Source organism: Paraburkholderia tropica, from assembly GCF_900109265.1.
Lineage (GTDB): Bacteria > Pseudomonadota > Gammaproteobacteria > Burkholderiales > Burkholderiaceae > Paraburkholderia > Paraburkholderia tropica.
The window spans coordinates 1-21,349 of sequence record NZ_FNZM01000043.1; the positions used below are offsets into that span (position 1 = coordinate 1).

The 21,349-nt window shown below is 61.5% G+C and carries 21 protein-coding genes and 2 tRNA genes; 4 read left to right on the forward strand and 19 right to left on the reverse strand.

Annotated elements, in window-relative coordinates:
• Positions 1-239, reverse strand: a 239-nt coding sequence (locus BMY06_RS37220) for a transposase (RefSeq protein WP_143064465.1), incomplete at its 3' end; no start/stop codon positions are given.
• 663 nt (positions 240-902) lie between these two features.
• Here BMY06_RS37220 and BMY06_RS37225 point away from each other — a divergent pair.
• Together BMY06_RS37225 and BMY06_RS39380 are read left to right on the forward strand one after the other, a co-directional pair.
• Positions 903-1,136, forward strand: coding sequence for a hypothetical protein (locus BMY06_RS37225; protein WP_124263393.1), 234 nt, complete (start codon positions 903-905; stop codon positions 1,134-1,136).
• A 415-nt stretch (positions 1,137-1,551) separates the two neighbouring features.
• Positions 1,552-2,304 carry a hypothetical protein gene (locus BMY06_RS39380; RefSeq protein WP_124263394.1) on the forward strand — a complete coding sequence of 251 codons (753 nt, stop codon included), beginning with the start codon at positions 1,552-1,554 and terminating at the stop codon, positions 2,302-2,304.
• 120 nt (positions 2,305-2,424) lie between these two features.
• Here BMY06_RS39380 and BMY06_RS37230 read toward each other — a convergent pair whose 3' ends face one another.
• The 16 genes from BMY06_RS37230 to BMY06_RS37305 form a co-directional block, all read right to left on the reverse strand.
• Positions 2,425-3,885: a DUF6538 domain-containing protein gene (locus BMY06_RS37230; protein ID WP_074987821.1), complete on the reverse strand. Its 1,461-nt coding sequence runs from the start codon at positions 3,883-3,885 to the stop codon at positions 2,425-2,427.
• Positions 3,886-3,980: 95 nt separating this feature from the next.
• A tRNA-Pro gene (locus tag BMY06_RS37235) sits at positions 3,981-4,057 on the reverse strand.
• A gap of 112 nt (positions 4,058-4,169) precedes the next feature.
• The gene (locus BMY06_RS37240; RefSeq protein WP_065060339.1) at positions 4,170-4,559 is read right to left on the reverse strand and encodes a MerR family transcriptional regulator; all 390 of its coding nucleotides are present in this window, start codon (positions 4,557-4,559) and stop codon (positions 4,170-4,172) included.
• 129 nt (positions 4,560-4,688) lie between these two features.
• Positions 4,689-5,099 carry an integration host factor subunit alpha gene (locus BMY06_RS37245; protein WP_065060340.1) on the reverse strand — a complete coding sequence of 137 codons (411 nt, stop codon included), beginning with the start codon at positions 5,097-5,099 and terminating at the stop codon, positions 4,689-4,691.
• Positions 5,100-5,180: 81 nt separating this feature from the next.
• Positions 5,181-7,637 carry a phenylalanine--tRNA ligase subunit beta gene (gene pheT, locus BMY06_RS37250; RefSeq protein WP_074987822.1) on the reverse strand — a complete coding sequence of 819 codons (2,457 nt, stop codon included), beginning with the start codon at positions 7,635-7,637 and terminating at the stop codon, positions 5,181-5,183.
• 117 nt (positions 7,638-7,754) lie between these two features.
• Complete coding sequence (gene pheS, locus BMY06_RS37255) at positions 7,755-8,768, reverse strand: phenylalanine--tRNA ligase subunit alpha (protein ID WP_065060342.1); 1,014 nt, start codon at positions 8,766-8,768, stop codon at positions 7,755-7,757.
• A 268-nt stretch (positions 8,769-9,036) separates the two neighbouring features.
• Positions 9,037-9,396 (reverse strand): 50S ribosomal protein L20, encoded by a 360-nt coding sequence (gene rplT, locus BMY06_RS37260; RefSeq protein ID WP_004192938.1) that lies wholly within the window; start codon positions 9,394-9,396, stop codon positions 9,037-9,039.
• Positions 9,397-9,426: 30 nt separating this feature from the next.
• The gene (rpmI, locus tag BMY06_RS37265; protein ID WP_027793434.1) at positions 9,427-9,624 is read right to left on the reverse strand and encodes a 50S ribosomal protein L35; all 198 of its coding nucleotides are present in this window, start codon (positions 9,622-9,624) and stop codon (positions 9,427-9,429) included.
• Between the two features lie 319 nt (positions 9,625-9,943).
• A complete protein-coding gene (gene infC / locus BMY06_RS37270) occupies positions 9,944-10,465 on the reverse strand; it encodes a translation initiation factor IF-3 (protein ID WP_074987823.1) in 522 nt (173 codons plus the stop codon).
• Between the two features lie 50 nt (positions 10,466-10,515).
• Positions 10,516-12,423: a threonine--tRNA ligase gene (gene thrS / locus BMY06_RS37275; protein WP_065060344.1), complete on the reverse strand. Its 1,908-nt coding sequence runs from the start codon at positions 12,421-12,423 to the stop codon at positions 10,516-10,518.
• Between the two features lie 271 nt (positions 12,424-12,694).
• Positions 12,695-12,771, reverse strand: a tRNA-Val gene (locus BMY06_RS37280).
• A gap of 123 nt (positions 12,772-12,894) precedes the next feature.
• Positions 12,895-15,156 (reverse strand): RelA/SpoT family protein, encoded by a 2,262-nt coding sequence (locus BMY06_RS37285; RefSeq protein WP_074987824.1) that lies wholly within the window; start codon positions 15,154-15,156, stop codon positions 12,895-12,897.
• Between the two features lie 121 nt (positions 15,157-15,277).
• Positions 15,278-15,631 carry a RidA family protein gene (locus BMY06_RS37290; protein ID WP_065060346.1) on the reverse strand — a complete coding sequence of 118 codons (354 nt, stop codon included), beginning with the start codon at positions 15,629-15,631 and terminating at the stop codon, positions 15,278-15,280.
• A gap of 71 nt (positions 15,632-15,702) precedes the next feature.
• Positions 15,703-16,596: an alpha/beta fold hydrolase gene (locus tag BMY06_RS37295; protein WP_074987825.1), complete on the reverse strand. Its 894-nt coding sequence runs from the start codon at positions 16,594-16,596 to the stop codon at positions 15,703-15,705.
• A 301-nt stretch (positions 16,597-16,897) separates the two neighbouring features.
• The gene (locus tag BMY06_RS37300; protein ID WP_074987826.1) at positions 16,898-17,539 is read right to left on the reverse strand and encodes a CoA transferase subunit B; all 642 of its coding nucleotides are present in this window, start codon (positions 17,537-17,539) and stop codon (positions 16,898-16,900) included.
• Between the two features lie 15 nt (positions 17,540-17,554).
• Positions 17,555-18,262, reverse strand: coding sequence for a CoA transferase subunit A (locus tag BMY06_RS37305; protein ID WP_065060349.1), 708 nt, complete (start codon positions 18,260-18,262; stop codon positions 17,555-17,557).
• A 239-nt stretch (positions 18,263-18,501) separates the two neighbouring features.
• Between BMY06_RS37305 and BMY06_RS37310 the strand changes: the two genes are divergently transcribed.
• Entirely contained in the window at positions 18,502-19,068 is a 567-nt protein-coding gene (locus BMY06_RS37310) for a LuxR C-terminal-related transcriptional regulator (protein WP_074987827.1), read from the forward strand.
• Between the two features lie 64 nt (positions 19,069-19,132).
• Here BMY06_RS37310 and BMY06_RS37315 read toward each other — a convergent pair whose 3' ends face one another.
• Both BMY06_RS37315 and BMY06_RS37320 read right to left on the reverse strand, forming a co-directional pair.
• Positions 19,133-19,573 carry an acyl-CoA thioesterase gene (locus BMY06_RS37315; RefSeq protein WP_065060351.1) on the reverse strand — a complete coding sequence of 147 codons (441 nt, stop codon included), beginning with the start codon at positions 19,571-19,573 and terminating at the stop codon, positions 19,133-19,135.
• Positions 19,574-19,669: 96 nt separating this feature from the next.
• Positions 19,670-20,449, reverse strand: a complete 780-nt coding sequence (locus BMY06_RS37320; RefSeq protein WP_065060352.1) for an SDR family oxidoreductase — start codon at positions 20,447-20,449, stop codon at positions 19,670-19,672.
• A 176-nt stretch (positions 20,450-20,625) separates the two neighbouring features.
• Here BMY06_RS37320 and BMY06_RS37325 point away from each other — a divergent pair.
• On the forward strand, positions 20,626-21,349 hold a 724-nt coding region (locus BMY06_RS37325; protein WP_143064466.1), incomplete at its 3' end, for an NAD(P)/FAD-dependent oxidoreductase.

The window sequence follows — 21,349 nt, forward strand, 5'->3', positions numbered from 1 at the left end:
ACCTGCTTTAGCGCGTCCGCCAGCTCTGATGCCGGAACGACTTCTTCGCCAGCCTTGACCGCCGAAAGGCTGCCGTCCTGGTACAGCTTGCGCCAGTGGAATAGCTGGTTCGGGTTCACGCCGTGCTGGCGAGCCACCAACGATACCGATTTCCCCGGCTCGAAACTCTCGCGCACCATCGACAGCTTCTGCTCCGCTGTCCAGCGCCGCCGACGCTCCGGGCCCGTCAACACGTCCATCACTTCCTGCCTGGTGTTAGTCAAAAACACAGTCTTATGCCTACCCGTTATTTTAAGTGGGTCGCTGTGTCCGGTGTTTCAGGGGGCTGCTCCAGCGATATATGAGCGCGTACGCGCGGCGCTGAGGCGTAAATCACGCTTATATCCGAAGTTGGGCGACTACATGCGCGCGGCCCTTAATCGTAAAGCAACCAGCAGCGTAGTTGAAACTATCTGTGGATACACAATTGAGGCGCTGCGCTTGCACCTCGAAACGTTATTCACAGATGGTATGTCATGGGAGTTGTTCGCAACCGGCGCAATCCATATCGATCACATCCGTCCTCAGTCCACATTCGATCTGAACGACCTTGAGCAAGTGCGACAGTGTTGGGCATTGTGCAACCTGCAGCCTCTCTGGGCAGAAGATAACCTTGCCAAAGGCGTTCGCTGGTCGCCTGACCTGTAGGACCGCGCAAAGCGCCTGTGAACAATTCCATCCCACTCTGACAAGACCGACTATACGCATGCGCGCTGCAAGTCACGCCGGCCTGTCGATTGAGGCGGCAAAGCGGCAAGGAGCGTGCTATCTTCCGCCCAATGGCTTGCAGGAAGCCGAGATCCCATGAGGCTTTGCAGTCGTCCCCCTCCGCGAGGCGGAGTTATCGACAGAGAAAAAAGTTGATGCAATTGAACCGCGAATGGCTGCTTGAGAGATACACATTCCGCTTGGTCTGGTCTGAGGAGGATCAAGAACACGTCGGCCTGTGCGACGAATTCCCCGGCCTAAGTTGGCTTGATCCTACCCAGGAGGCGGCATTGGCGGGAATTCGCCAATTGGTCGCTGATTCGCTCGATGAAATGATCAAAGACGGCGAACCACTACCGACGCCTATTGCTCAAAAAGCCAAGGAATGATTTACGAGCGGGCCATGACCGTGCGTGGAGGCCAGCTTTCCGAATGTGGCAAGGTTGGCGAGTTGCGCGAAGGGATAGTGTTGGGTAGCCCCCCCCTTCTCTAGGTTCTCCTAGATCTCTCAAGGCTGAGGGCACTGCGCGCGCTCGATATTCGCCTAGCTACAAAAAGTCGAAATTCGGGTAACAGGTAACGCTTTGGTTCTCTGAACAACGCGGGAGCCCCGTGGAACAAGGCCGGCGGCGGTTTGCAGGGCGGAAATTTGGGTTACACGCTTGTTACCCTAACGCGCCGCTCGACCCTCCTATGGCTTCTTTGCTCGATCGTATCCACTGAAGCAACTTAGCCCCCTCCCATCCCGCCTAAAGTATTACGAAATAGGGACGATATGAAGAGACGCAAACAAAGGTCTCATCCATGACGTTCTCTGTACAACCAGTCATCGGCCCCATTGTGGGAGCGCTTTTCGGATTTTTTCTTAACAGGGTCGCTGAAAGTCGAAAAATACTTTACTGCGCAGACGGCCAAACAGTTTTTGAACGACGTGACGAGGTTGCTGGGCTTACGGTCCTTCAAGACGGCATCCCGGTCGAGCGACTTGCGAGGTCTCATGTATGGATTTGGAATTCCGCGCGCAAATCGATCAAACCTGAGGATGTAATTGCAAGTGACCCGATCACGATTAGGTTTGACGACAAAGGAGAAATCCTTTCACTTCAAGTCATTAACGCGGCACCCGGCGCAACAACTTTCCGCTTCCGATCACCTGAAAATGGGAGCTGCGTGCTTCAATTCGACCATTGGGCAGGAAAGGCGGGAGTAATGCTTGAGATCCTCCACACTTCACGCAAGGTTGTTCCAGTGCTGACTGGCACAGTCGAAGCATTCCAGCCCGCGCACTGCCTAGGGCGCATTTCGACCGGCTCCTTTCAACAATCCCGGGTAATTCGCCAGCTGCGAAGATTTGCTCCAATCGGAGGGATTGCCTCTATGGCACTAGGCGCGCTGGCGATCGTCAAGCTAAACGCAACGATTGATCCCAAGGGGCTTTTAGTGCTCGCTCTTATGGGATTCGGAGAAATGCTACTACTGACGAGCGGTGTGGCATATCTAGATGCGCTACGAATCCCCCGCACGCTTCGGAAATTTGGAATAGACAGGAAAGTATGACAGCACCCATTCGCGAACACAGAGCGCTCTGCTTTATGCCGCGATAGTTCAGGCCAAAGTGATGTCCCGCACTTTGGCAAGATCCAAACAACGCAAGTGGGAAGCCGGGTCAGTTTGCACTCAATCCGAAGATGCCGCAGGAAACGTCAGGCGGTTGAGCGCAGCCTGCATAACGGGCAAAGGAACGTGCGTGTACACCTTGCTGCCGGTCGAGCCGCCCACGGCATGGCCCGTGATCGCATCTTGCGTTGCTTCGGCCACGTCTAAGGCGTTCATAGCCGTGCGTATCCAATGCCGGAATTTGTGTGACCCATTAAGCTTCCCCGAGGGCAAGCCCGCAGCCTTCCGAAACTCCCTAAACCATTGCACCGCCGTATCAGCAGGGCCACGCGCACGCCCAGCCATTGACGGGAACACGGCAGCATCGGAACGCTTGCCATCCACAACTTCAGCCAGCCACGCGCCAAACCATGCATCGGCCAACAGATGATCGGCAAGCGGCACGCTGCGCTCTGATTCCGCAGTCTTGACGGTTCCGGCTTCGCTCGTGATGCGAATGGTAGTCCCGCCGTCCCACATCTGAAAATCACCGCGCCGTAGTTGCGCTATCTCTCCGATCCGCGCCCCCGTGTGCTGGAGCAGCATAAGCAACGCACGCCCGTCCATGGGCTTGACGCCCTGCCACTCGGGCACGTCGCTCATCCGACCAGAAAACAGCGCGTGGCCGTACATCCGAGCCAGCTCATCGTCACTCCACGGCCCCCGCTTTTTCGCTCCAATGGTCTTATCAATCGTCAAGTCCAACAAATTCCGGTCGATAAGATCATCCTTGACCGCGACATTGAGCAGCGCCGTAATGTAGGAAGCGTGGTTATGCGCCGTCTTTGCCCCGAACGGCCTACCCTCATCGAGCAAGAACGCGACAAATTGCGCACCATGCGCTTTCCTGAGATCACGTAGTGGTACAACGCCAACAGCCTCCTCGAACAGGTCTAGCGCCTTCTCAGCTCGTTTGACGGCCTCTGGCTCAGCGCTCGTCCGACGCACCCACGATGGGATTACCTCACGAAGATTCTTCGACGTCTGGGCGGCTGCGGGTGTATCGACCTTCAGAGCAGTAGCCGCCAATGCTTCATCCTGCTGGAGACGCCTAAGTGCTTCCCTTGCTGCAAATATGCGCTGAATTTCCTGCGCAATTAGATCTTCCCGGCGGTCGTGCTCTGCAATATCTTGTTCTTCGGTTTGGTAGAACTGTTCGTATGCTTGCTCGTCAGCCTCCACCTGCTCCCGCTCAATCTCGTCGCGCTGACGCTCAGACGTAGCCGCCACAAATGCGGCTGATACGGACGCGCGCACGCTTTCCGCGACCTTGTCTGCGTCGCTGAGATTGCCGCTACGCGCCACTGCAAATTGCGCATCAGTGATGACCGTATGCGTTGCGGCCAGCCGCTTGGCTTCGGCGTAGTCGTGAGTCTTCAGCGAAAACATAAGCTGCTTTCGGCCAAAGTGCTGCTCTAGATCGATCGGAATTTTGCGACGGAAGTACCAGACGGTACCGCGCTTTTCAAGATGATTTGTCATGGCGTGCAAGAGTGTAGCAAGTGTCTATGACACCGGCTACACCCTGCTTTAAGCCATTGATTTCTTTGATTCTTTAACGAAATCAAAGAGATATCTGGTCGGGGCGAGAGGATTTGAACCTCCGACCACCTGCACCCCATGCAGGTACGCTACCAGGCTGCGCTACGCCCCGAGAGCTAGAGAGTATAACAGACCCTTTTCCCAATTAGAACTGTCTGTCGTGCAATTCGTCGGAAAAGACGCTGCGGGAAAACTCACCGCCGTTCAGGTCCATTCACATCCCTTCATCGACCAAGCACATCGAGCACATGCAGCAAGGCCTTGCGCAACTGATCGACATCGACGCTCGCCATATTGCCTTCGCTCACCGGCGCGTCATTGGCTTCGGGTTCGCCGCTCGCGGCGCCATGCGAATCGAGACGATTGCGCGCACCGTTGATCGTGAAGCCCTGTTCGTAGAGCAATTCGCGAATGCGGCGGATCAGCAAGACCTCGTGATGCTGGTAGTAGCGGCGATTACCGCGCCGCTTCACCGGCTTCAACTGCGTGAACTCCTGCTCCCAATATCGCAGCACATGGGGCTTCACGCCGCAGAGCTCGCTCACTTCGCCGATCGTGAAGTAGCGCTTGGCGGGAATCGGAGGCAAGACGACCTTTTCGATTGTCGATGTCATCGCCGGGTTGCCGTCGTGGTGGTTGCGCAAATTGGCGTCGCCGCCAGGGTCCGTAGTATCCAGTCACGCCCGCCGCTGTGCCACCCGTGCGGGCGCGCGCGGGATGACCCGCGCATGCGTTGATCTCGCTTAACGCGGGAAGCTTGCCTCAGCGCCGCTCTCGACCAGCGCCTTGAGCTTCTGGCTCGCGTGGAACGTGACGACGCGGCGTGCCGCGATAGGAATCGCCTCGCCCGTTTTCGGGTTGCGGCCAGGACGCTGCGGCTTGTCGCGCAGCTGGAAATTGCCGAAGCCCGAGAGCTTCACGCTGTCGCCGCCTTCGAGCGCGTCGCGAATCACTTCGAAGAACGCTTCGACCATGTCCTTCGCTTCGCGCTTGTTGAGTCCGACGTTGTCGAACAGCAGCTCTGCGAGTTCGGCCTTGGTCAGCGTGGGCGTGTCGTTCGTGGCGCTTGCCGACGAGGCAGGAATGTCGCGAATCATGGCGCTACGCTGTGCCGCAAGAAGGGCTTCGAAATCACTCGAGTTCATTTCGTTCATCTATCTTTGAAATGGCGCGCTTCCGGTTGCGATGACACTGCAGACCGGAAGCGATTGTCGGTACGTGATGAGCCGTGGAGCTTATCCGCGCAACCGGGCGCCAAACACTCGAGCCAGGCGATCCACCAGGGACTTGATGGCCGCGTCGACCGTCTCGTCCTGAAGAGTTCCGCCAGTATCTTGCAGGGTCACCCGGAAGGCAAGGCTTTTCTCGTCCGCGCCAAGTCCGGAAGTATTTGATTTTGCACGAAATTCATCGAACAGCGCAACCCTCTGCACAATCCGTGCGGGCTCGTCCTGCATGCCCTTGCGGAACTCGTCCAGCAGTGCTTGCATCTCAATCTTTTGATCCACAACAAGTGCGATATCGCGTCGCACCGGCGGGAACTTCGAGACTTCGGTCGGTGCGGGCAGCTCGCGCGCCATCAGCGCGTCGGCTTCCACTTCGAAGAGGATCGGTGCGTGCGGCAGATCGTACTTCTGCATCCAGCGCGGATGCAGCTCGCCGATCCAGCCCACGGCGCGACCATCGACTTCCACGCGCGCGCTGCGTCCCGGATGCAGCGCCGGATGCTCGGCCTTCACGAAACGCGGCGTTTTCGTGGCGCCGAGGCCCGCGAACAGCGCTTCGAGATCGCCCTTCATGTCGAAGAAGTCAACGCCGCGCGTTTGCGCGCCCCACTGCTCTTCGAGCGCCGGACCATACGCGAGCGCGCCGATCATCTTCGGTTGCGCGAAACCTTCGACCGTCATTTCGCTGGCCTTGATCGACGCATCGCTCAGGAACACGCGGCCCGCCTCGAACACGCGCACGCGATCCGCGCGACGGTTGAGGTTGTGGCGCAGCACGTTGATGAGGCTGCCGAACAGCGTCGTGCGCATGACCGAGAGCTGGCTCGCGATCGGGTTCAGCAGCTTCACGGGCTTGTCGTTACCGGCGAAATCGAGTTCCCACTCGGCATCGACGAAGCTGAAGTTGATCGTTTCCGCGTAATCGCGCGCGGCGAGCGCGTGACGGATCGCGTGAATCGAACGGCGCGTTTCGTGGGTCGCGCGCATTTCGCTGCGCGCCACCGGCGGCAGCGCAGGAATCTTTTCGACGCCGTAGATACGCGCGACTTCTTCGATCAGATCTTCTTCGATCTCGATGTCGAAACGGTACGGCGGCGGCGTGACGCTGAACGATTCGTCGCCTGCGGCGTCGACGCTGCGCTCGAACGTGAGGCCCAGACGCGTGAAGATCTGTGCGATTTCGTCGGCGCCAATCTTCACGCCGATGATGCGGTTCGCGCGCGCGACGCGCATCGTCACGGCCGCGCGCTGCGGCACGTTCACGGTTTGATCGTCGACCGGACCGGCTTCGCCGCCGCAGATGTCGAGGATCAGTTGCGTGATGCGTTCGATGTGTTCGACGGTCGTCGACCAGTCCACGCCGCGCTCGAAACGATGGCCCGCATCGGTCGAGAAGTTGTAGCGGCGCGAGCGGCCACGAATGGCATCCGGCCACCAGAAAGCGGCTTCCAGATAGATGTTTTTCGTGTCGAGCGTGACCGCCGTGCTGTCGCCGCCCATGATGCCCGCGAGGCTTTCGATCTCGCGTTCGTCGGCGATCACGCCCACGGTTTCATCGACTTCGACCGTGTTGCCGTTGAGCAGCTTGAGCGACTCGCCCTTCTTGCCCCAGCGCACGTCCATCGAGCCGTGGATCTTCTCGAGATCGAACACGTGCGACGGGCGGCCGAGTTCGAGCATCACGTAGTTCGAGATGTCGACGAGCGCCGAGATGCTGCGCTGACCCGAGCGTTCGAGGCGCGCGACCATCCATGCGGGCGTCTGCGCGCGCGCATTCACGCCGCGAATCACGCGGCCCGAGAAGCGGCCGCACAGATCGGGCGCCGAGATCTTCACGGGCAGCGTTTCGTTGAGTTTGACTTCGACCTTCGGATACACGGGCGCTTGCAGCGGCGCGCCGGTAATCGCGGCGGTTTCGCGCGCGACGCCGTACACCGAGAGGCAATCGGCCTTGTTCGGCGTGAGCTTGATTTCGAAGATGATGTCGTCGAGATTGAGCGCTTCGCGGATGTCCTGGCCGACCGGCGTGGCTTCCGGCAGGATCATCAGGCCGCTGTGGTCTTCCGAGAGCTTGAGCTCGCGCGCCGAGCACAACATGCCCTGGCTTTCCACGCCGCGCAGCTTCGAGAGCTTGATCGCGAACGGCTTGCCGCCTTCTTCGGCGGGCGGCAGTTCCGCGCCGACGAGCGCCACGGGCACATTGATGCCGGGCGCCACGTTGGGCGCGCCACAGACGATCTGCAGCGTCGCGCCGGTGCCGGCGTCGACCTGACAGACGTTGAGCTTGTCCGCGTCCGGGTGCTTCACGACTTCGAGCACGCGACCCACGACGATCTTCGTGGTGGGCGGCGCGGCCGGGCTCAGGCCTTCGACTTCGAGGCCCGCCATCGTGAGCGCGTGGGCGAGTTCATCGGTCGTGAGCTTCGGATCGACAAAGCTTCTCAGCCAGGATTCGGGAAATAGCATGGGGTTTTACGTTCCAGACAGATTGTGACCACTGCGAAGCGGGTTCTCGCGCACCTTTTGCGGTGCCGCGTCCGCTTCGCGCGCTGCTAATGCGTGCTTCTGCGTGCTTGCGCGTACTCAGGCGAACTGGCGCAGGAAGCGCAGATCGCCTTCGAAGAACAGACGCAGATCCTGCACGCCGTAACGCAGCATCGTCAGGCGTTCGAGGCCGCTGCCGAACGCGAAGCCGATGTAGCGCTCCGGGTCGAGACCCATGTTGCGGATCACGGTCGGATGCACCTGGCCCGAGCCGGAAATTTCGAGCCACTTGCCCGCGTTCTTGCCGTGCTCGAACATCATGTCGATTTCCGCCGACGGCTCGGTGAACGGGAAGTACGACGGGCGGAAACGCACCTGAATGTCGTCACGCTCGAAGAACTTCTTGAGGAAGTCGCTGTAGACGCCCTTCAGGTCCGCGAAGCTGATGTTCTCTTCGATCCACAGGCCTTCGACCTGGTTGAACATCGGCGAGTGCGTGGCGTCGCTGTCCACGCGATACGTGCGGCCCGGCACGATCACCTTGATCGGCGGCGTGTGCGTGCGCGCGTAGCGCACCTGCATCGGGCTCGTGTGCGTGCGCAGCAGTAGTTGACGGCCATCGGCGTCCTTGCCGTCCACGTAGAACGTGTCCTGCATCGAACGCGCCGGATGGTTTTCCGGGCTGTTGAGCGACGTGAAGTTGTACCAGTCGGTCTCGATCTCGGGACCGTCGGCCACATCGAAGCCGATCGAGCCGAAGATCTGCTCGACGCGTTCCCACGTCTGCATGACCGGATGCAGGCTGCCCGTGCCGGCGCCGCGGCCCGGCAGCGTGACGTCGATCGCCTCGGCGGCGAGACGCTGGTTGAGCAGCGCGTCGGCGAGCGCCTGGCGGCGGGCGTTGAGCGCCGCCTCGACCTGCTGCTTGACGGCGTTGATGCGCGCGCCCTCGGTCTTGCGCGTTTCCGGGTCGAGCTTGCCGAGGCCCTTGAGCAGTTCGGTCAGCGCGCCCGACTTGCCGAGAAAGCGAGCCTTTTCGTTTTCAAGCGTGTTGACGTCGGGGGCGGAAGCGAAGGCGCGTTGCGCGTCGGCGACAATCTGGTCCAGATCCATTGATCCCATCTTTTCAGCGTCAGTGTTTGAGACTTGGAGCAGCGTGGCACGTTGCCGTCCGCCATGATGACCCACGCGAACGACGACATGACGACACTGCCAGAAGCGGCGCCGTACCCGGCACTTGAACAGCACGTAAAGCACAGCACTTGAAGCGCGCAGGAAGCGCTTCACCAACAAAAACGGGGCTCGGTGAGGAGCCCCGTTTTTGTTGCAGCATCACCGAAACGACCGGACGCTGCTGCAACGAACCTGCGCAATACCCGACTTAGGCAGCGACGGCGGCCTTCACCTGCTTGACGATCGCAGCAAATGCAGCCTTGTCGAACACAGCCATGTCAGCCAGGACCTTACGGTCGAGTTCGATCGAAGCCTTCTTCAGGCCGTTGATGAACACGCTGTAGGTCATGTCGTGCTGACGCACCGCTGCATTGATACGCGTGATCCACAGTGCGCGGAACACACGCTTCTTGTTGCGGCGATCGCGATAGGCGTACTGGCCTGCGCGCATGACCGCCTGCTTGGCGATGCGATAGACGTTATTGCGACGGCCGCGGTAACCCTTGGCCAGGTTGATGATCTTCTTGTGGCGGGCCCGTGCGGTAACCCCACGTTTGACTCGAGGCATGAGTAGCTCCTTTGAGTTGTCGGTTGAGGATTACGCGAACGGCAGCATTGCGCGCACGGACTTCAGATCGGAATCATGAACGGCCGTTGCACCACGCAGATGACGCTTGTTCTTGGTGGTCTTCTTGGTCAGGATGTGACGCTTGAAGGCTTGACCGCGCTTGACGGTACCACCCGGACGAACCACGAAGCGCTTTGCGGCGCTCTTCTTGGTCTTCATCTTGGGCATGAAAAACTCCATTTATTTGATGGACATGGGTGTGCGGCTGGCTCCCACGCGCGCTTCGAATATTTCGAACACCTCGCGTTTCGCCCTTATACCGCCCTTCGAAACCCACTCCACTTGTTTTGGCAGCTGGCCGGCTTTCAACAAACAAGCTCGCCGCCGCTTTCAGGAAAAACGCCCGTTTACCGCACTTTCGCGCGGCGCGCGGGCGCCATTCCGGAACCTGCTTCCCGTGCTTCACGCCACTTGGCGCACTGCACGTCCTACCAAACTCTTCGGGCCGCCGCGCCCTGCCGTAACACGACCGACACGCGACAACACCTTACTTCTTCTTCTTCGGCGAGAGCACCATGATCATCTGGCGCCCCTCCATCTTAGGCATCTGCTCGACCTGGCCAACTTCTTCGAGGTCCGTGCGCAGACGCTCGAGCACGCGCATGCCGATTTCCTGGTGGGCCATTTCGCGGCCGCGGAAACGCAACGTGATCTTCGTCTTGTCGCCGTCTTCGAGGAAGCGGACGAGATTGCGCAGCTTGACGTTGTAATCGCCGTCATCGGTACCCGGACGGAATTTGACTTCCTTGACCTGGATAACCTTCTGCTTGAGCTTGGCCTCGTGTTGCTTTTTCGCCTCCTGGTATTTGAACTTGCCGTAGTCCATCAGGCGGCACACGGGGGGCACGGCCTGCGGGGCAATTTCAACCAGATCGACGTCCTGTTGTTCCGACATACGGAACGCTTCGGCCAGCTTTACGATGCCGAGCGGCTCGTTGTCGACTCCGACGAGACGCACCTCGGGTGCAGAGATTTCACCGTTGATGCGATGCGACTTATCCGTAGCGATGTTACGTTTCCTCTAAAAATTGAAAAAAACGAGCCGCGCTGCCAGGTGGCTCACTTGAACGACTTGACGTCCTGCGCCAGACGTTCAGCGAATGCGTCGACAGGCATGACACCCAGGTCGACACCGCCACGGGCACGCACGGCTACCGTTTGTGCTTCACGCTCTTTGTCGCCGACAACCAGGAGGTACGGGACCTTCTCAAGCGTGTGCTCGCGTATTTTATAGCTAATTTTCTCATTGCGCAAATCCGCCTGCACTCTAACCCCTTGTTTTTGCAACGATTGGGCTAGATTTGCTGCATATTCGGCCTGACTTTCCGCGATATTCATCACAACGACCTGCATTGGAGCCAGCCAGGACGGCATTGCACCAGCATGGTGCTCGATCAAAATACCGAGGAAACGCTCCATCGAACCGAGGATGGCGCGGTGCAACATGATCGGGCGACGGCGGCTGTTGTCTTCCGCCACGTACTCGGCGCCGAGGCGCTCCGGCAGCACCATGTCGAGCTGCAGCGTGCCGCACTGCCACGAACGGCCAAGCGCATCCTTGATGTGGTACTCGACCTTCGGACCGTAGAACGCGCCCTCGCCCGGCAGCTCTTCCCACGTCAGACCGCACGCCGTCAGCGCTTCGCGCAGGCCTTGCTCGGCGCGATCCCAGATTTCATCCGTGCCCGCGCGCGACTCGGGGCGCAGCGACAGCTTGATGTCGATGTGATCGAACCCGAAATCCTTGTAGACGCTCATCGCGAGCGTGTTGAAGGCGATCGACTCGGCGATGATCTGGTCTTCCGTACAGAAGATGTGCGCATCGTCCTGGACGAAACCGCGCACGCGCATCAGGCCGTGCAGCGCGCCCGACGCCTCGTTGCGGTGGCACGAGCCGAATTCCGCGTAACGCAGCGGCAGATCGCGGTACGAACGCAAACCATGATTGAACACCTGGACGTGGCCCGGGCAGTTCATCGGCTTGATCGCGTAGTCGCGCTTTTCCGACTCCGTCGTGAACATGTTTTCACGATAGTTCTGCCAGTGACCCGACGCTTCCCACAGCGAGCGGTCCATGATCATCGGCGTCTTGATTTCGTCGTAGCCCGCCACGCGCAGGCGGCCGCGCATGTACTGCTCGACCTGCTGCCAGAGCGTCCAGCCCTTCGGATGCCAGAACACCATGCCCGGCGACTCGTCCTGCATGTGGAACAGGTCGAGCTGCTTGCCGAGCTTGCGGTGGTCGCGCTTTTCGGCCTCTTCGAGATTGTGAAGATAGAGTTCCTGATCTTCCTTCTTCGTCCAGGCCGTGCCGTAGATGCGCTGCAGTTGCTCGTTCTTCGCGTCGCCGCGCCAGTACGCGCCGGCAACCTTCATGAGCTTGAAGACCTTGAGCTTGCCCGTCGACGGCACGTGCGGACCGCGGCACAGGTCGGTGAAACCGCCGTGCGAATACAGCTTGATGTCCTGGTCGCCCGGGATCGACTCGATGATCTCGGCCTTGTACTTCTCGCCGATGCTCTTGAAGTAATCGACCGCGTCGCCACGCGAGACGACGCGGCGCGTGACCTGCTCGTCCTTTTTCGCGAGTTCCTGCATGCGCTTTTCGATCTTCTCCAGATCTTCGGGCGTGAAGGGACGGCTGTAGGCGAAGTCGTAGTAGAAACCGTTGTCGATCACCGGTCCGATCGTGACCTGCGCTTCCGGGAACAGCTCCTTGACCGCATACGCCAGCAAGTGCGCGGTGGAGTGACGGATGATGTCGAGGCCGTCGGCATCCTTGTCGGTGACGATGGACAGCGATGCGTCGTGATCGATCAGCGTCGACGTGTCGACCAGTTCACCGTCGAGCTTGCCGCCGAGCGCCGCTTTGGCGAGGCCGGCGCCAATCGAAGCCGCCACTTCGGCGACCGTGACGGGATGATCGTACTGTCGAACCGAACCGTCGGGCAGACGTATCGCAACCATGTTTTTCTCCAGCTGTGCCTCGACGGCACATCGTATTCGTGGGAACAGACCCGCGCAAATCTCGCGGCGAAAAAAAATGCGGCCCCGCTTTCGAGGGGCCGCATTCACTTTTCAAACCAGATTGCAGGGCGAAAGAGGTCCTCGACTAGCGTCGCTCCGAAGTAGTTTCGGTAAACGTTCGCGATGTCATAACCGTATTCGCCTTGAGCGCAGAGCGCTTGTACTGCCTTGAAGCCCCGGCAACTACCACCTGCCGCAACTTCGATTTCGTTGGTAGGCTCGATTGGACTCGAACCAACGACCCCCACCATGTCAAGGTGGTGCTCTAACCAGCTGAGCTACGAGCCTGAAGAAGCAAGACTATATAACGTTTTCACGGAGCTGGCAAGGGCTTTTTTGCGTTGCGGCATTAGCGGGCACGCTCGGGGCAATCAGTGAAAACCATTGATCAAATGCGGATCAACTCCCCGATCAACTCCGCCGCGACGCCCGCACCACACCGGCCACCTCGCCGAGCACCACGCAGGCGCGCTGGATCTGCGCCGAATTCGACACCTCGACCGTGAACTGCATATACGCCGCGTTACGACGCGACTGCGTCTTCACGCCGATCACGTTCATCTTCTCGCGCGCGAACACTTCGGAGATGTCGCGCAGCAAGCCTTGCCGGTCGGTGGCCTCGATCGAGATGTCGACCGGATAGACCGACTGGCCGCGCCCGCCCATCACGTCGGCGGACCACGTGGTTTGCAGCACGCGCTCGGGCGCACGGCGCGCCATGCGGATGAACGTCGGGCAGTCGCTGCGGTGAATCGACATGCCCTTGCCGCGCGTGACGAAACCGCTGATTTCGTCGGGCGGCGCGGGACGGCAGCAGCGCGCGAGCTGCGTGAGCAGCGCATCCACGCCCACGACCAGCACGCCCGACGATCCGCCGTGCGCGACGTTCGCGCCGCTTGCGCGCTTGGTGAGCTGTTCGGGCGTTTCCTCTTCGGGCTCCGCGACCGGCGCGTCGCTCAGCGCATGCTCGACGTGGCGCAGGCTGAACTCTTCCTTGCCGACCACGCTGAAGAATTCGTCGGTCGACTTGAAGCCGAGCTTCGCGGCGAGCTGGTCCAGATTGACCGACGTGCGCCCTTCGCGCTGCAGCGTTTTTTCGACCATCGCGCGGCCATTCGCGATGTTTTCCTGCGCCTCGATCGCGTTGAACCACGCGCGCACCTTCTGGCGCGCGCGGTTGCTGTGCAGATAGCCAAGTTGAGGATTGAGCCAGTCGCGCGACGGGCCGCCCTCCTTCACCGACACGATCTCGACGGTCTGGCCGTTCTGCAACTGCGTGTTGAGCGGCACCATCGCGCCGTCGACGCGCGCGCCGCGGCAGCGATGGCCCAGCTCGCTATGCAGGTGATACGCGAAGTCGAGCGGCGTGGCGCCTTGCGGCAGCGCGATCACGCGCGCCTGAGGCGTCATCACGTAGATGTGATCGTCGTCGAGCGTGGCCTGACGCAGTTCTTCCCACGGCTGGCGATCGTCGGAGACGTCGTCCTTCCAGGCGAGCAACTGACGCAGCCAGGCGATCTTCTCGTCGTAGCTGCTGCTCGCGCTGAACTGGCCGCCGTAGCCCTTCGTGCCCGCTTCCTTGTAGCGCCAGTGCGCGGCCACTCCGTATTCCGCGAACTGATGCATTTCCTGGGTGCGGATCTGCACTTCGAAGGCGCGCCCGTCGTCGCCGACCACGACCGTATGCAGCGAGCGATACCCATTAGGCTTGGGACGCGAGATGTAGTCGTCGAACTCGCGTGGCACCGGCTGCCAGAGGTTGTGCACGATGCCCAGCACCGTGTAGCAATCCTTGATATCGCGCACGATCACACGGAAAGCGCGCACATCGTAAAGCTCGGAGAAGTCGATCTCCTTGCCACGCATCTTCTTCCAGATGCTGTAGATGTGCTTGGGCCGCCCGCTCACCTCGGCGTCGATATGCGCGGCGGCCAGTTCGTGTTCCAGCCGGGCGATCGCCTCGGACACATAGCTTTCGCGCTCGACGCGCTTCTCGTCGAGCAGCTTCGCAATGCGCTTGTACGTGACCGGCTCCTTGAAGCGGAACGCGAGGTCTTCGAGTTCCCACTTGAGTTGCCAGATGCCGAGGCGGTTGGCGAGCGGCGCGTAGATCTCGAGCGTTTCGTGCGACACCTCGGGCGCGGGCTGGATCTTCGCCGCCGCGTAGTAGCGCAGCGACTGCAGCCGCGACGCGAGACGGATCAGCACCACGCGGATGTCCTGCGCGAACGCCAGCAGCATCTTGCGCAACGACTCGACCTGCGCGCGCCGCGCGGCCTGCGCGTCGCGGCTTTCGCGGCCCGACTCGGGCGCGGCATTCTGCGCGGCCGCACGCTGACTCACCGAGCCCAGACGCAGGAGCTTGCGCACATCGAAAGTCAACTTGGCGACTTCGGCGCCGAAGCGCGCTTCGAGCGTGCGTTCCGGGTCGTCGAGATGCGGCGCGAGGTTGAAGAGCGCCGCAGCCAGCACCGCCGGCGGATCGACGTTCAAGCGGCTGAGGATCGACGCCGTCCCCTGCGCGTGCTCGATCAGGGGTTCGCCCGTCGAGAGGCGCGCGTCGCCCGCGTGCTCGCGCACGAACGCGAGCGCGTCGTCGAGCGACGGCAGCGCGGCTTGCGCCGCAGAGCCGGCTGGATCGGCGGGGACAGTAGGGATGGTGTCGCTGCTCATGAGGCTGGGCCCGCCGGCGTACCGAACGGGCTTATGACTACGGTAATACGGTCAATCGGACGATACGAAACGCGAGGAATCACCTGGCGAAGCGATCTTCGAAGCGATGATCGCGGCACGCTCAGTCGCGCTGCGCGGCCACCACGACGATTTCAATCAGGCATTCCGGATTGGCGAGCTTCGCTTCGACCGTCGCGCGCGGCGGCGTGGCACCCTGCGGAACCCACTTGTCCCACTCGGCGTTCATGCCCGCGAAATCCTTCATGTCGGCGATATAGATCTGCACCGACAGCAGCAGCGTCTTGTCGCTGTTCGCTTCGCCCAGCAGGCGGTCGATATGGCCCAGCACTTCGCGCGTCTGGCCAGCGATGTCCTGCTTCGTGTCCTCGGCGATCTGACCCGCGAGATAGACCGTACCGTTGTAAACAGCGGTTTCCGAAAGGCGCGGACCCACGTGGTGACGAATGACTGCCATGTAAATTCCTGTTGAAGTTGAACGTGCCGGGCGCGCCGGATCGGCTCCGGGCGGCGCACGGCTATCTCATATTATGACGCGCTGACCGGCTCCCCGGCGAAGAAACGGCGAGCGATGCCGATCTGGTCGGGCGAGAGGAAGGCCGGCGCATGGCCGACACCCGCGATTTCGACGCTCTCGACGTGCTGACCCTTTTCGACCATTTTCGCGACCGTTTCGCGCGACAGCAGATCCGAAAGTTCACCGCGCACGCTCAGTACCGGCCCCTTGAACGCTGCCAGCGAGCGCCACAGGAACTGCTCGCCCTGCTCGTTCTGCTCGGGCGTCACGCCCTTGAACGCCTCGGAAATGCGCGGGTCGTAGCGATAACGCCATCCACCGTCCACTTCGTGCAACAGCGGCGTGTTGATCTCGCGCCACTCCTCGCGCGTGAGCGGTCCGAACGACGACGCCAGCAGCGCGGCGTTGTCGATCCCTTCCTGCAGCGTTGCGAAGCGCGAGTCGCGCCCGACATACTCGCCGATGCGCTCGAGCGACGCCGGTTCGATATGCGGGCCGATGTCGTTCAGCAGCAGGCGCCCGATGGGCGCGTCGGGCAGGCCTGCGAGCGCCATCCCGATGAGACCGCCCATCGACGTGCCGAACCAGTCGACCTGTTCCTCGCCCGTGCGCGCGATCAGCGTCACCATGTCGGCCACATACTGCGCGACGCCATAGCCGCGCGGATCGACGAGCCACGACGACAACCCGCGCCCCACCACGTCCGGACACACGACGCGATACGTACCGCATAGCGCCGCCGCGAGACGATCGAAATCGCGGCTGGAACGCGTGAGGCCGTGCACGCACACAAGCACGCGCGGATTCGCTGGATCGCCCCACTCGGTGTACGCGACGCGGTGCAGCCCCGAGGGGCTGAGGCACTGAACGTACTGCTGACGTGGCACGGCTGACGATTCGGTCATCGCTGGGTCCTCGCTGGAAGTGCCCGAAGGCTCAGGACGAATTCTAAACGGCTTTGCCAGGCGGCATGGACGGCCGCGACGAGCCGCACCCCGGCGTGCTGCCTCCACGCGCCCGGACGGATGCTCCGTCCGACGGTGTGTCGCCGGCCTGACGCGCATGCCGAACGGCCTATGCCATCCGGACGAGGTTTCAGGCACGCGCAAAAGCGCAAGAATGGAATCGTCCAAAACGAAAACGGGCGAGACCGAAGTCCCGCCCGCCACCGTCATGCAAAGTTCCGCTGAGAAAACCGCGCCGCGATCAACCCACCGCGCTCACGTCGAGCGGCGCGCCGGTCTTGGTCTTGATCTCGTCCACCGTCACGCCCGGGGCGAGTTCCGTCACCTTCAGGCCGGCGTCGGTCACCTCGATCACGCCGAGGTCGGTAATGATGATGTCGACCACGCCCACACCCGTGAGCGGCAACGTGCATTTGTCCAGAATCTTGTGCTGGTCGCCCTTGGCCACGTGCTCCATCAGCACGACCACGCGCTTGACGCCCGCCACGAGGTCCATTGCGCCGCCCATGCCCTTGATCATCTTGCCGGGGATCATCCAGTTGGCCAGGTCGCCCTTCTCGCTCACCTGCATCGCGCCGAGGATCGCGAGATTGATGTGGCCGCCGCGAATCATCGCGAACGAGTCCGCCGACGAGAAAATCGACGACCCGGGCAGCGTCGTGACCGTCTGCTTGCCCGCGTTGATCATGTCGGCGTCCACCTGTTCTTCGGTCGGGAACGGGCCGATGCCGAGCAGGCCGTTTTCCGATTGCAACCACACTTCCACGCCTTCCGGCACGTGATTGGCCACGAGCGTCGGCAGGCCGATGCCGAGGTTCACGTAGAAGCCGTCCTGCAGTTCCTTCGCCGCGCGCGCGGCCATTTCGTCACGATTCCATGCCATGATCCGTCTCCCTCCTCAGGCGCTCGCCGCGGCGCGCACGGTGCGTTGTTCGATGCGTTTTTCGGGGCTCGCGTTGAGCACGAGGCGCTGCACGAAAATGCCCGGCGTGTGGATCGCGTCCGGATCGAGTTCGCCGTTCTCGACGATCTCTTCCACTTCCACGACCGTGATCTTGCCCGCCATCGCGCACATCGGGTTGAAGTTGCGCGCCGTGCGGCGATAAATGAGGTTGCCCGACTTGTCGGCCTTCCAGGCCTTCACAAGCGCGACGTCCGCCGTCAGCGAATGTTCGAGCACGTAGTGGTTCTCGCCGAACTGGCGCGTTTCCTTGCCCTCGGCGATCAGCGTGCCGTAGCCCGTGTTCGTGAAGAAAGCCGGGATGCCCGCGCCGCCCGCGCGCAACTTTTCGGCCAGCGTGCCCTGCGGCGTGAATTCGAGTTCGAGTTCGCCCGACAGATACTGGCGCTCGAATTCCTTGTTCTCGCCCACGTACGACGAGATCATCTTCTTGATCTGGCGCGTTTCCAGCAGCAGACCCAGGCCGAAGCCGTCCACGCCCGCATTGTTGCTGATGCAGGTGATGCCCTTCACGCCCGAATCGCGCAGCGCGCCGATCAGCGCCTCGGGAATGCCGCACAGCCCGAAGCCGCCGACCGCGAACGTCTGGCCGTCCTTGACGATGCCTTCGAGCGCGGCAGCCGCGCTTCCATAGACCTTGTTCATCAGTGTGTCCCTTCCTCGAATGGAAATTCGTCGCTACGTTTTGCGTTGTTTCTGTTCGTTCTGCCCGGCACGCGGGCGCAATGCGCGCCCGGATGCCCCATTCTAGTCATCCGCGAGTGGCGTTGCCGTGAATCCGACAGCCTTGCCACCCGGCCCTCCGATGGTTGTGAAGCGTACGCTGGGCGGGCGTTGCGGCACAATACGCAAAACTACATAAAGCCATTCCCGTATCGCACGCCATGCCCGAACCTGCCACGTCCCCCTCCGCGATCGATTACCGGACCGCGTTTCACCTCGCGCCCATCGGGCTCGTGCTCGCGCGCGAGCGCATCATCGAAGACTGCAACGAGGCGCTTTGCGCGATCTTTCGCTGTCCGCGCGAGGCGCTCGTCGGCCAGTCGTTCCTGGTGCTATATCCGTCGGCGGACGAGTTCGAGCGCATCGGCGAGCGCATCCCGCCCATCATGACCGCGCAAGGCAGCTATGCCGACGACCGCATCATGAAACGCGCCAATGGCGAACTGTTCTGGTGCCACGTCACGGGCCGCTCGCTCGACCGGCAGGCGCCGCACGCGGCCGGCGTCTGGACATTCGAGGATTTGAGCGCCACGCGCCGTGTCGCCGTCGAGCTTACGCCGCGCGAGCGCGAAATCGCGGCGCAACTGGTCACGGGCAAGACGAGCAAGCAGATCGGGAGAATTCTCGACATCAGCTCGCGCACGGTGGATGTTTATCGCGCGCGGCTGATGCGCAAGTACGACACCGGCAACGCCACGGAACTGCTGCAGCGGCTGCTCGGGCATTGAGCAAAGGGGAAGACGGCGGACGCTGGAGACGCGCCCGCGCAGCGAAACGTATCAACGCACGGTGTCAGCGCGCCTTGACGAGCGGCGCGTTCTCGATGGTGGCACGCAGATGGTCGGGAATCGGCACCGACTTGCCCGCTTCGTAGTCGATCCACACGCAGCGCGCGTTGCCGCGCGCGTAGAGCGTGTCGGGCTCGTCCACGCGGCGCAGTTCGAAGCCGGTGTCGAAGCTGCTGCGTCCCGGCTGGCCCACGGTCATCGTGCAGACAATGTCGCCGGGATAGTGGAGCTGCTTCAGGAATTCCATCGAGGCGTTGACGATGACCGGCCCCTGACGGTTGCCGCCCTCCCGGCTCTCGCCGGCGACGCCGAGCTGTTCGAACCAGGAAATCCGCACCTGTTCCATGTAGCGGAAGTAGACCGTGTTGTTCACATGGCCGAAAGCATCCATGTCGCCCCAACGGATCGGCATGGTCATTTCAAATACGGGGTGGTAATCGCTCATTGCACTTCGACTTCGGGTTACGCAAAAACGCGAGTGTACGATCCGCGACGCATCAGCGCAGCGACATCGCCACCCGCGCGGAAAATGGGAAAGCGCTCAGGTCAGGCCGAAGCCGTCGTCGGCGGTAATGATCGAGCCGTTCATGAACGCGGACTCGTCGGCTGCGAGCAGCAGCAGCAAGCCGTCGAGGTCGGCGGGCGTGCCCACGCGATGGCGCGGCAGCATCGAAATCAACTTTTGCCCCTGCTCCGTCGACCAGTGGTGATGGTTGATTTCGGTGTCGATATAACCGGGACAGATCGCATTGACGTTGATGCCGTGGCGACCCCATTCGAGCGCCATCGCCTTCGTCATGTGCACGACGGCGGCCTTGCTGATGGAATACAGGCCGATTTGCGGCAGCACGCTCAGCCCCGCCACCGAAGCAATGTTGATGATGCGGTACGCCGGTTTCGAACCGCCGCCGTTGCCGCGCATGATCATGCGTTTGGCGACTTCCTGCGCCACGAAAAAGGCGCCGCGCGTGTTGGTGTCGAACACGTACTCGAAATCGGCGGGCGTGACGTCGACGAGTTTCTGCGTGGTGGAAACGCCCGAGTTGTTGACGAGGATGTCGATGGTTCCGGCTTCGGTTTCCGCGTGCGCGACCGCCGATCGAATGCTCTGGTAGTCCGTCACATCGAGCGAAACCACATGGGCGGCACCGCCATCGGCTTCGATTTCCGCGCGGAGTTCCTTGAGCCGCTCCACCCTGCGGCTCGCCAGCACGACTTTCGCCCCTGCCTGCGAGAGCACCTGCGCGAAGCGCTTGCCGAGTCCGCTCGACGCGCCGGTGATCATCGCCACCTTGCCTTCCAGATTGATCGAACGGCCCATTTTCGCTTCCTGTTCAGGGATGAATAAGTGCCGGAATGCCGCTGCGGCAGCGAGCCGGGCATTCTGGCATAAAATAGAACGGTCGTGCTAATGTAGGCTGATTGGGTTGCGGCTCGCGGAGCGTTCCCCGACAATACGAACCCGAAAAAAGCATTCTAATGGCAAGAGGAGCTTTAATGACCCCCGCAAGTCTTTTGGAGCAATACGGCCCACGCGAGTCGATGGAATACGACGTCGTGGTCGTCGGCGGCGGCCCGGCCGGGCTGTCCGCGGCCATCCGCCTGAAGCAGCTCGCAGCGGAAAAAGGCGTCGAAATCGGCGTATGCGTCCTGGAAAAAGGCTCGGAAATCGGGGCGCATATCCTCTCGGGCGCGGTCATGGATCCGCGCGCAATCGACGAACTCTTTCCCGACTGGAAAGCGCAAGGCGCGCCGCTGAACGTGCCCGTGACCGAGGACAAGTTCCTTTTTCTTTCCGAAACCGGGGCTAAGGCTGTGCCGAACTGGGCGCTGCCGGACAACTTCAAGAATCACGGCAATTACGTCATCAGCCTCGCGAACGTGACGCGCTGGCTGGGTCAGCAGGCCGAGGCGCTGGGCGTCGAGATTTTCCCGGGTTTCCCGGCCGCCGAAGTGCTCTATAACGACGACGGCTCGGTCAAGGGCGTCGCGACGGGCAACATGGGCATCGGCAAGGATGGCGAGCCCACCGAGAATTTCCAGCTCGGCATGGAACTGCACGCGAAATACACGCTGTTTTGCGAAGGCGCGCGCGGGCATCTGGGCCGTCAACTGAACGAGAAACTCAAGCTGGGCAAGGACGCCGATCCGCAGGTCTACGGCATCGGCATCAAGGAACTGTGGGAAATCGATCCCGCGAAGCATCAGCCGGGTCTCGTGA

Excerpts from the sequence above, each read along its gene's own strand:
- BMY06_RS37225 (WP_124263393.1), top strand. The coding sequence starts at position 903 with ATGCAATTGAACCGCGAATGGCTGCTTGAGAGATACACATTCCGCTTG.
- BMY06_RS39380 (WP_124263394.1), top strand. The coding sequence starts at position 1,552 with ATGACGTTCTCTGTACAACCAGTCATCGGCCCCATTGTGGGAGCGCTT.
- BMY06_RS37230 (WP_074987821.1), bottom strand. The coding sequence starts at position 3,885 with ATGACAAATCATCTTGAAAAGCGCGGTACCGTCTGGTACTTCCGTCGC.
- BMY06_RS37240 (WP_065060339.1), bottom strand. The coding sequence starts at position 4,559 with ATGACATCGACAATCGAAAAGGTCGTCTTGCCTCCGATTCCCGCCAAG.
- BMY06_RS37245 (WP_065060340.1), bottom strand. The coding sequence starts at position 5,099 with ATGAACGAAATGAACTCGAGTGATTTCGAAGCCCTTCTTGCGGCACAG.
- pheT (WP_074987822.1), bottom strand. The coding sequence starts at position 7,637 with ATGCTATTTCCCGAATCCTGGCTGAGAAGCTTTGTCGATCCGAAGCTC.
- pheS (WP_065060342.1), bottom strand. The coding sequence starts at position 8,768 with ATGGATCTGGACCAGATTGTCGCCGACGCGCAACGCGCCTTCGCTTCC.
- rplT (WP_004192938.1), bottom strand. The coding sequence starts at position 9,396 with ATGCCTCGAGTCAAACGTGGGGTTACCGCACGGGCCCGCCACAAGAAG.
- rpmI (WP_027793434.1), bottom strand. The coding sequence starts at position 9,624 with ATGCCCAAGATGAAGACCAAGAAGAGCGCCGCAAAGCGCTTCGTGGTT.
- thrS (WP_065060344.1), bottom strand. The coding sequence starts at position 12,423 with ATGGTTGCGATACGTCTGCCCGACGGTTCGGTTCGACAGTACGATCAT.
- BMY06_RS37285 (WP_074987824.1), bottom strand. The coding sequence starts at position 15,156 with ATGAGCAGCGACACCATCCCTACTGTCCCCGCCGATCCAGCCGGCTCT.
- BMY06_RS37290 (WP_065060346.1), bottom strand. The coding sequence starts at position 15,631 with ATGGCAGTCATTCGTCACCACGTGGGTCCGCGCCTTTCGGAAACCGCT.
- BMY06_RS37295 (WP_074987825.1), bottom strand. The coding sequence starts at position 16,596 with ATGACCGAATCGTCAGCCGTGCCACGTCAGCAGTACGTTCAGTGCCTC.
- BMY06_RS37300 (WP_074987826.1), bottom strand. The coding sequence starts at position 17,539 with ATGGCATGGAATCGTGACGAAATGGCCGCGCGCGCGGCGAAGGAACTG.
- BMY06_RS37305 (WP_065060349.1), bottom strand. The coding sequence starts at position 18,262 with ATGAACAAGGTCTATGGAAGCGCGGCTGCCGCGCTCGAAGGCATCGTC.
- BMY06_RS37310 (WP_074987827.1), top strand. The coding sequence starts at position 18,502 with ATGCCCGAACCTGCCACGTCCCCCTCCGCGATCGATTACCGGACCGCG.
- BMY06_RS37315 (WP_065060351.1), bottom strand. The coding sequence starts at position 19,573 with ATGAGCGATTACCACCCCGTATTTGAAATGACCATGCCGATCCGTTGG.
- BMY06_RS37320 (WP_065060352.1), bottom strand. The coding sequence starts at position 20,449 with ATGGGCCGTTCGATCAATCTGGAAGGCAAGGTGGCGATGATCACCGGC.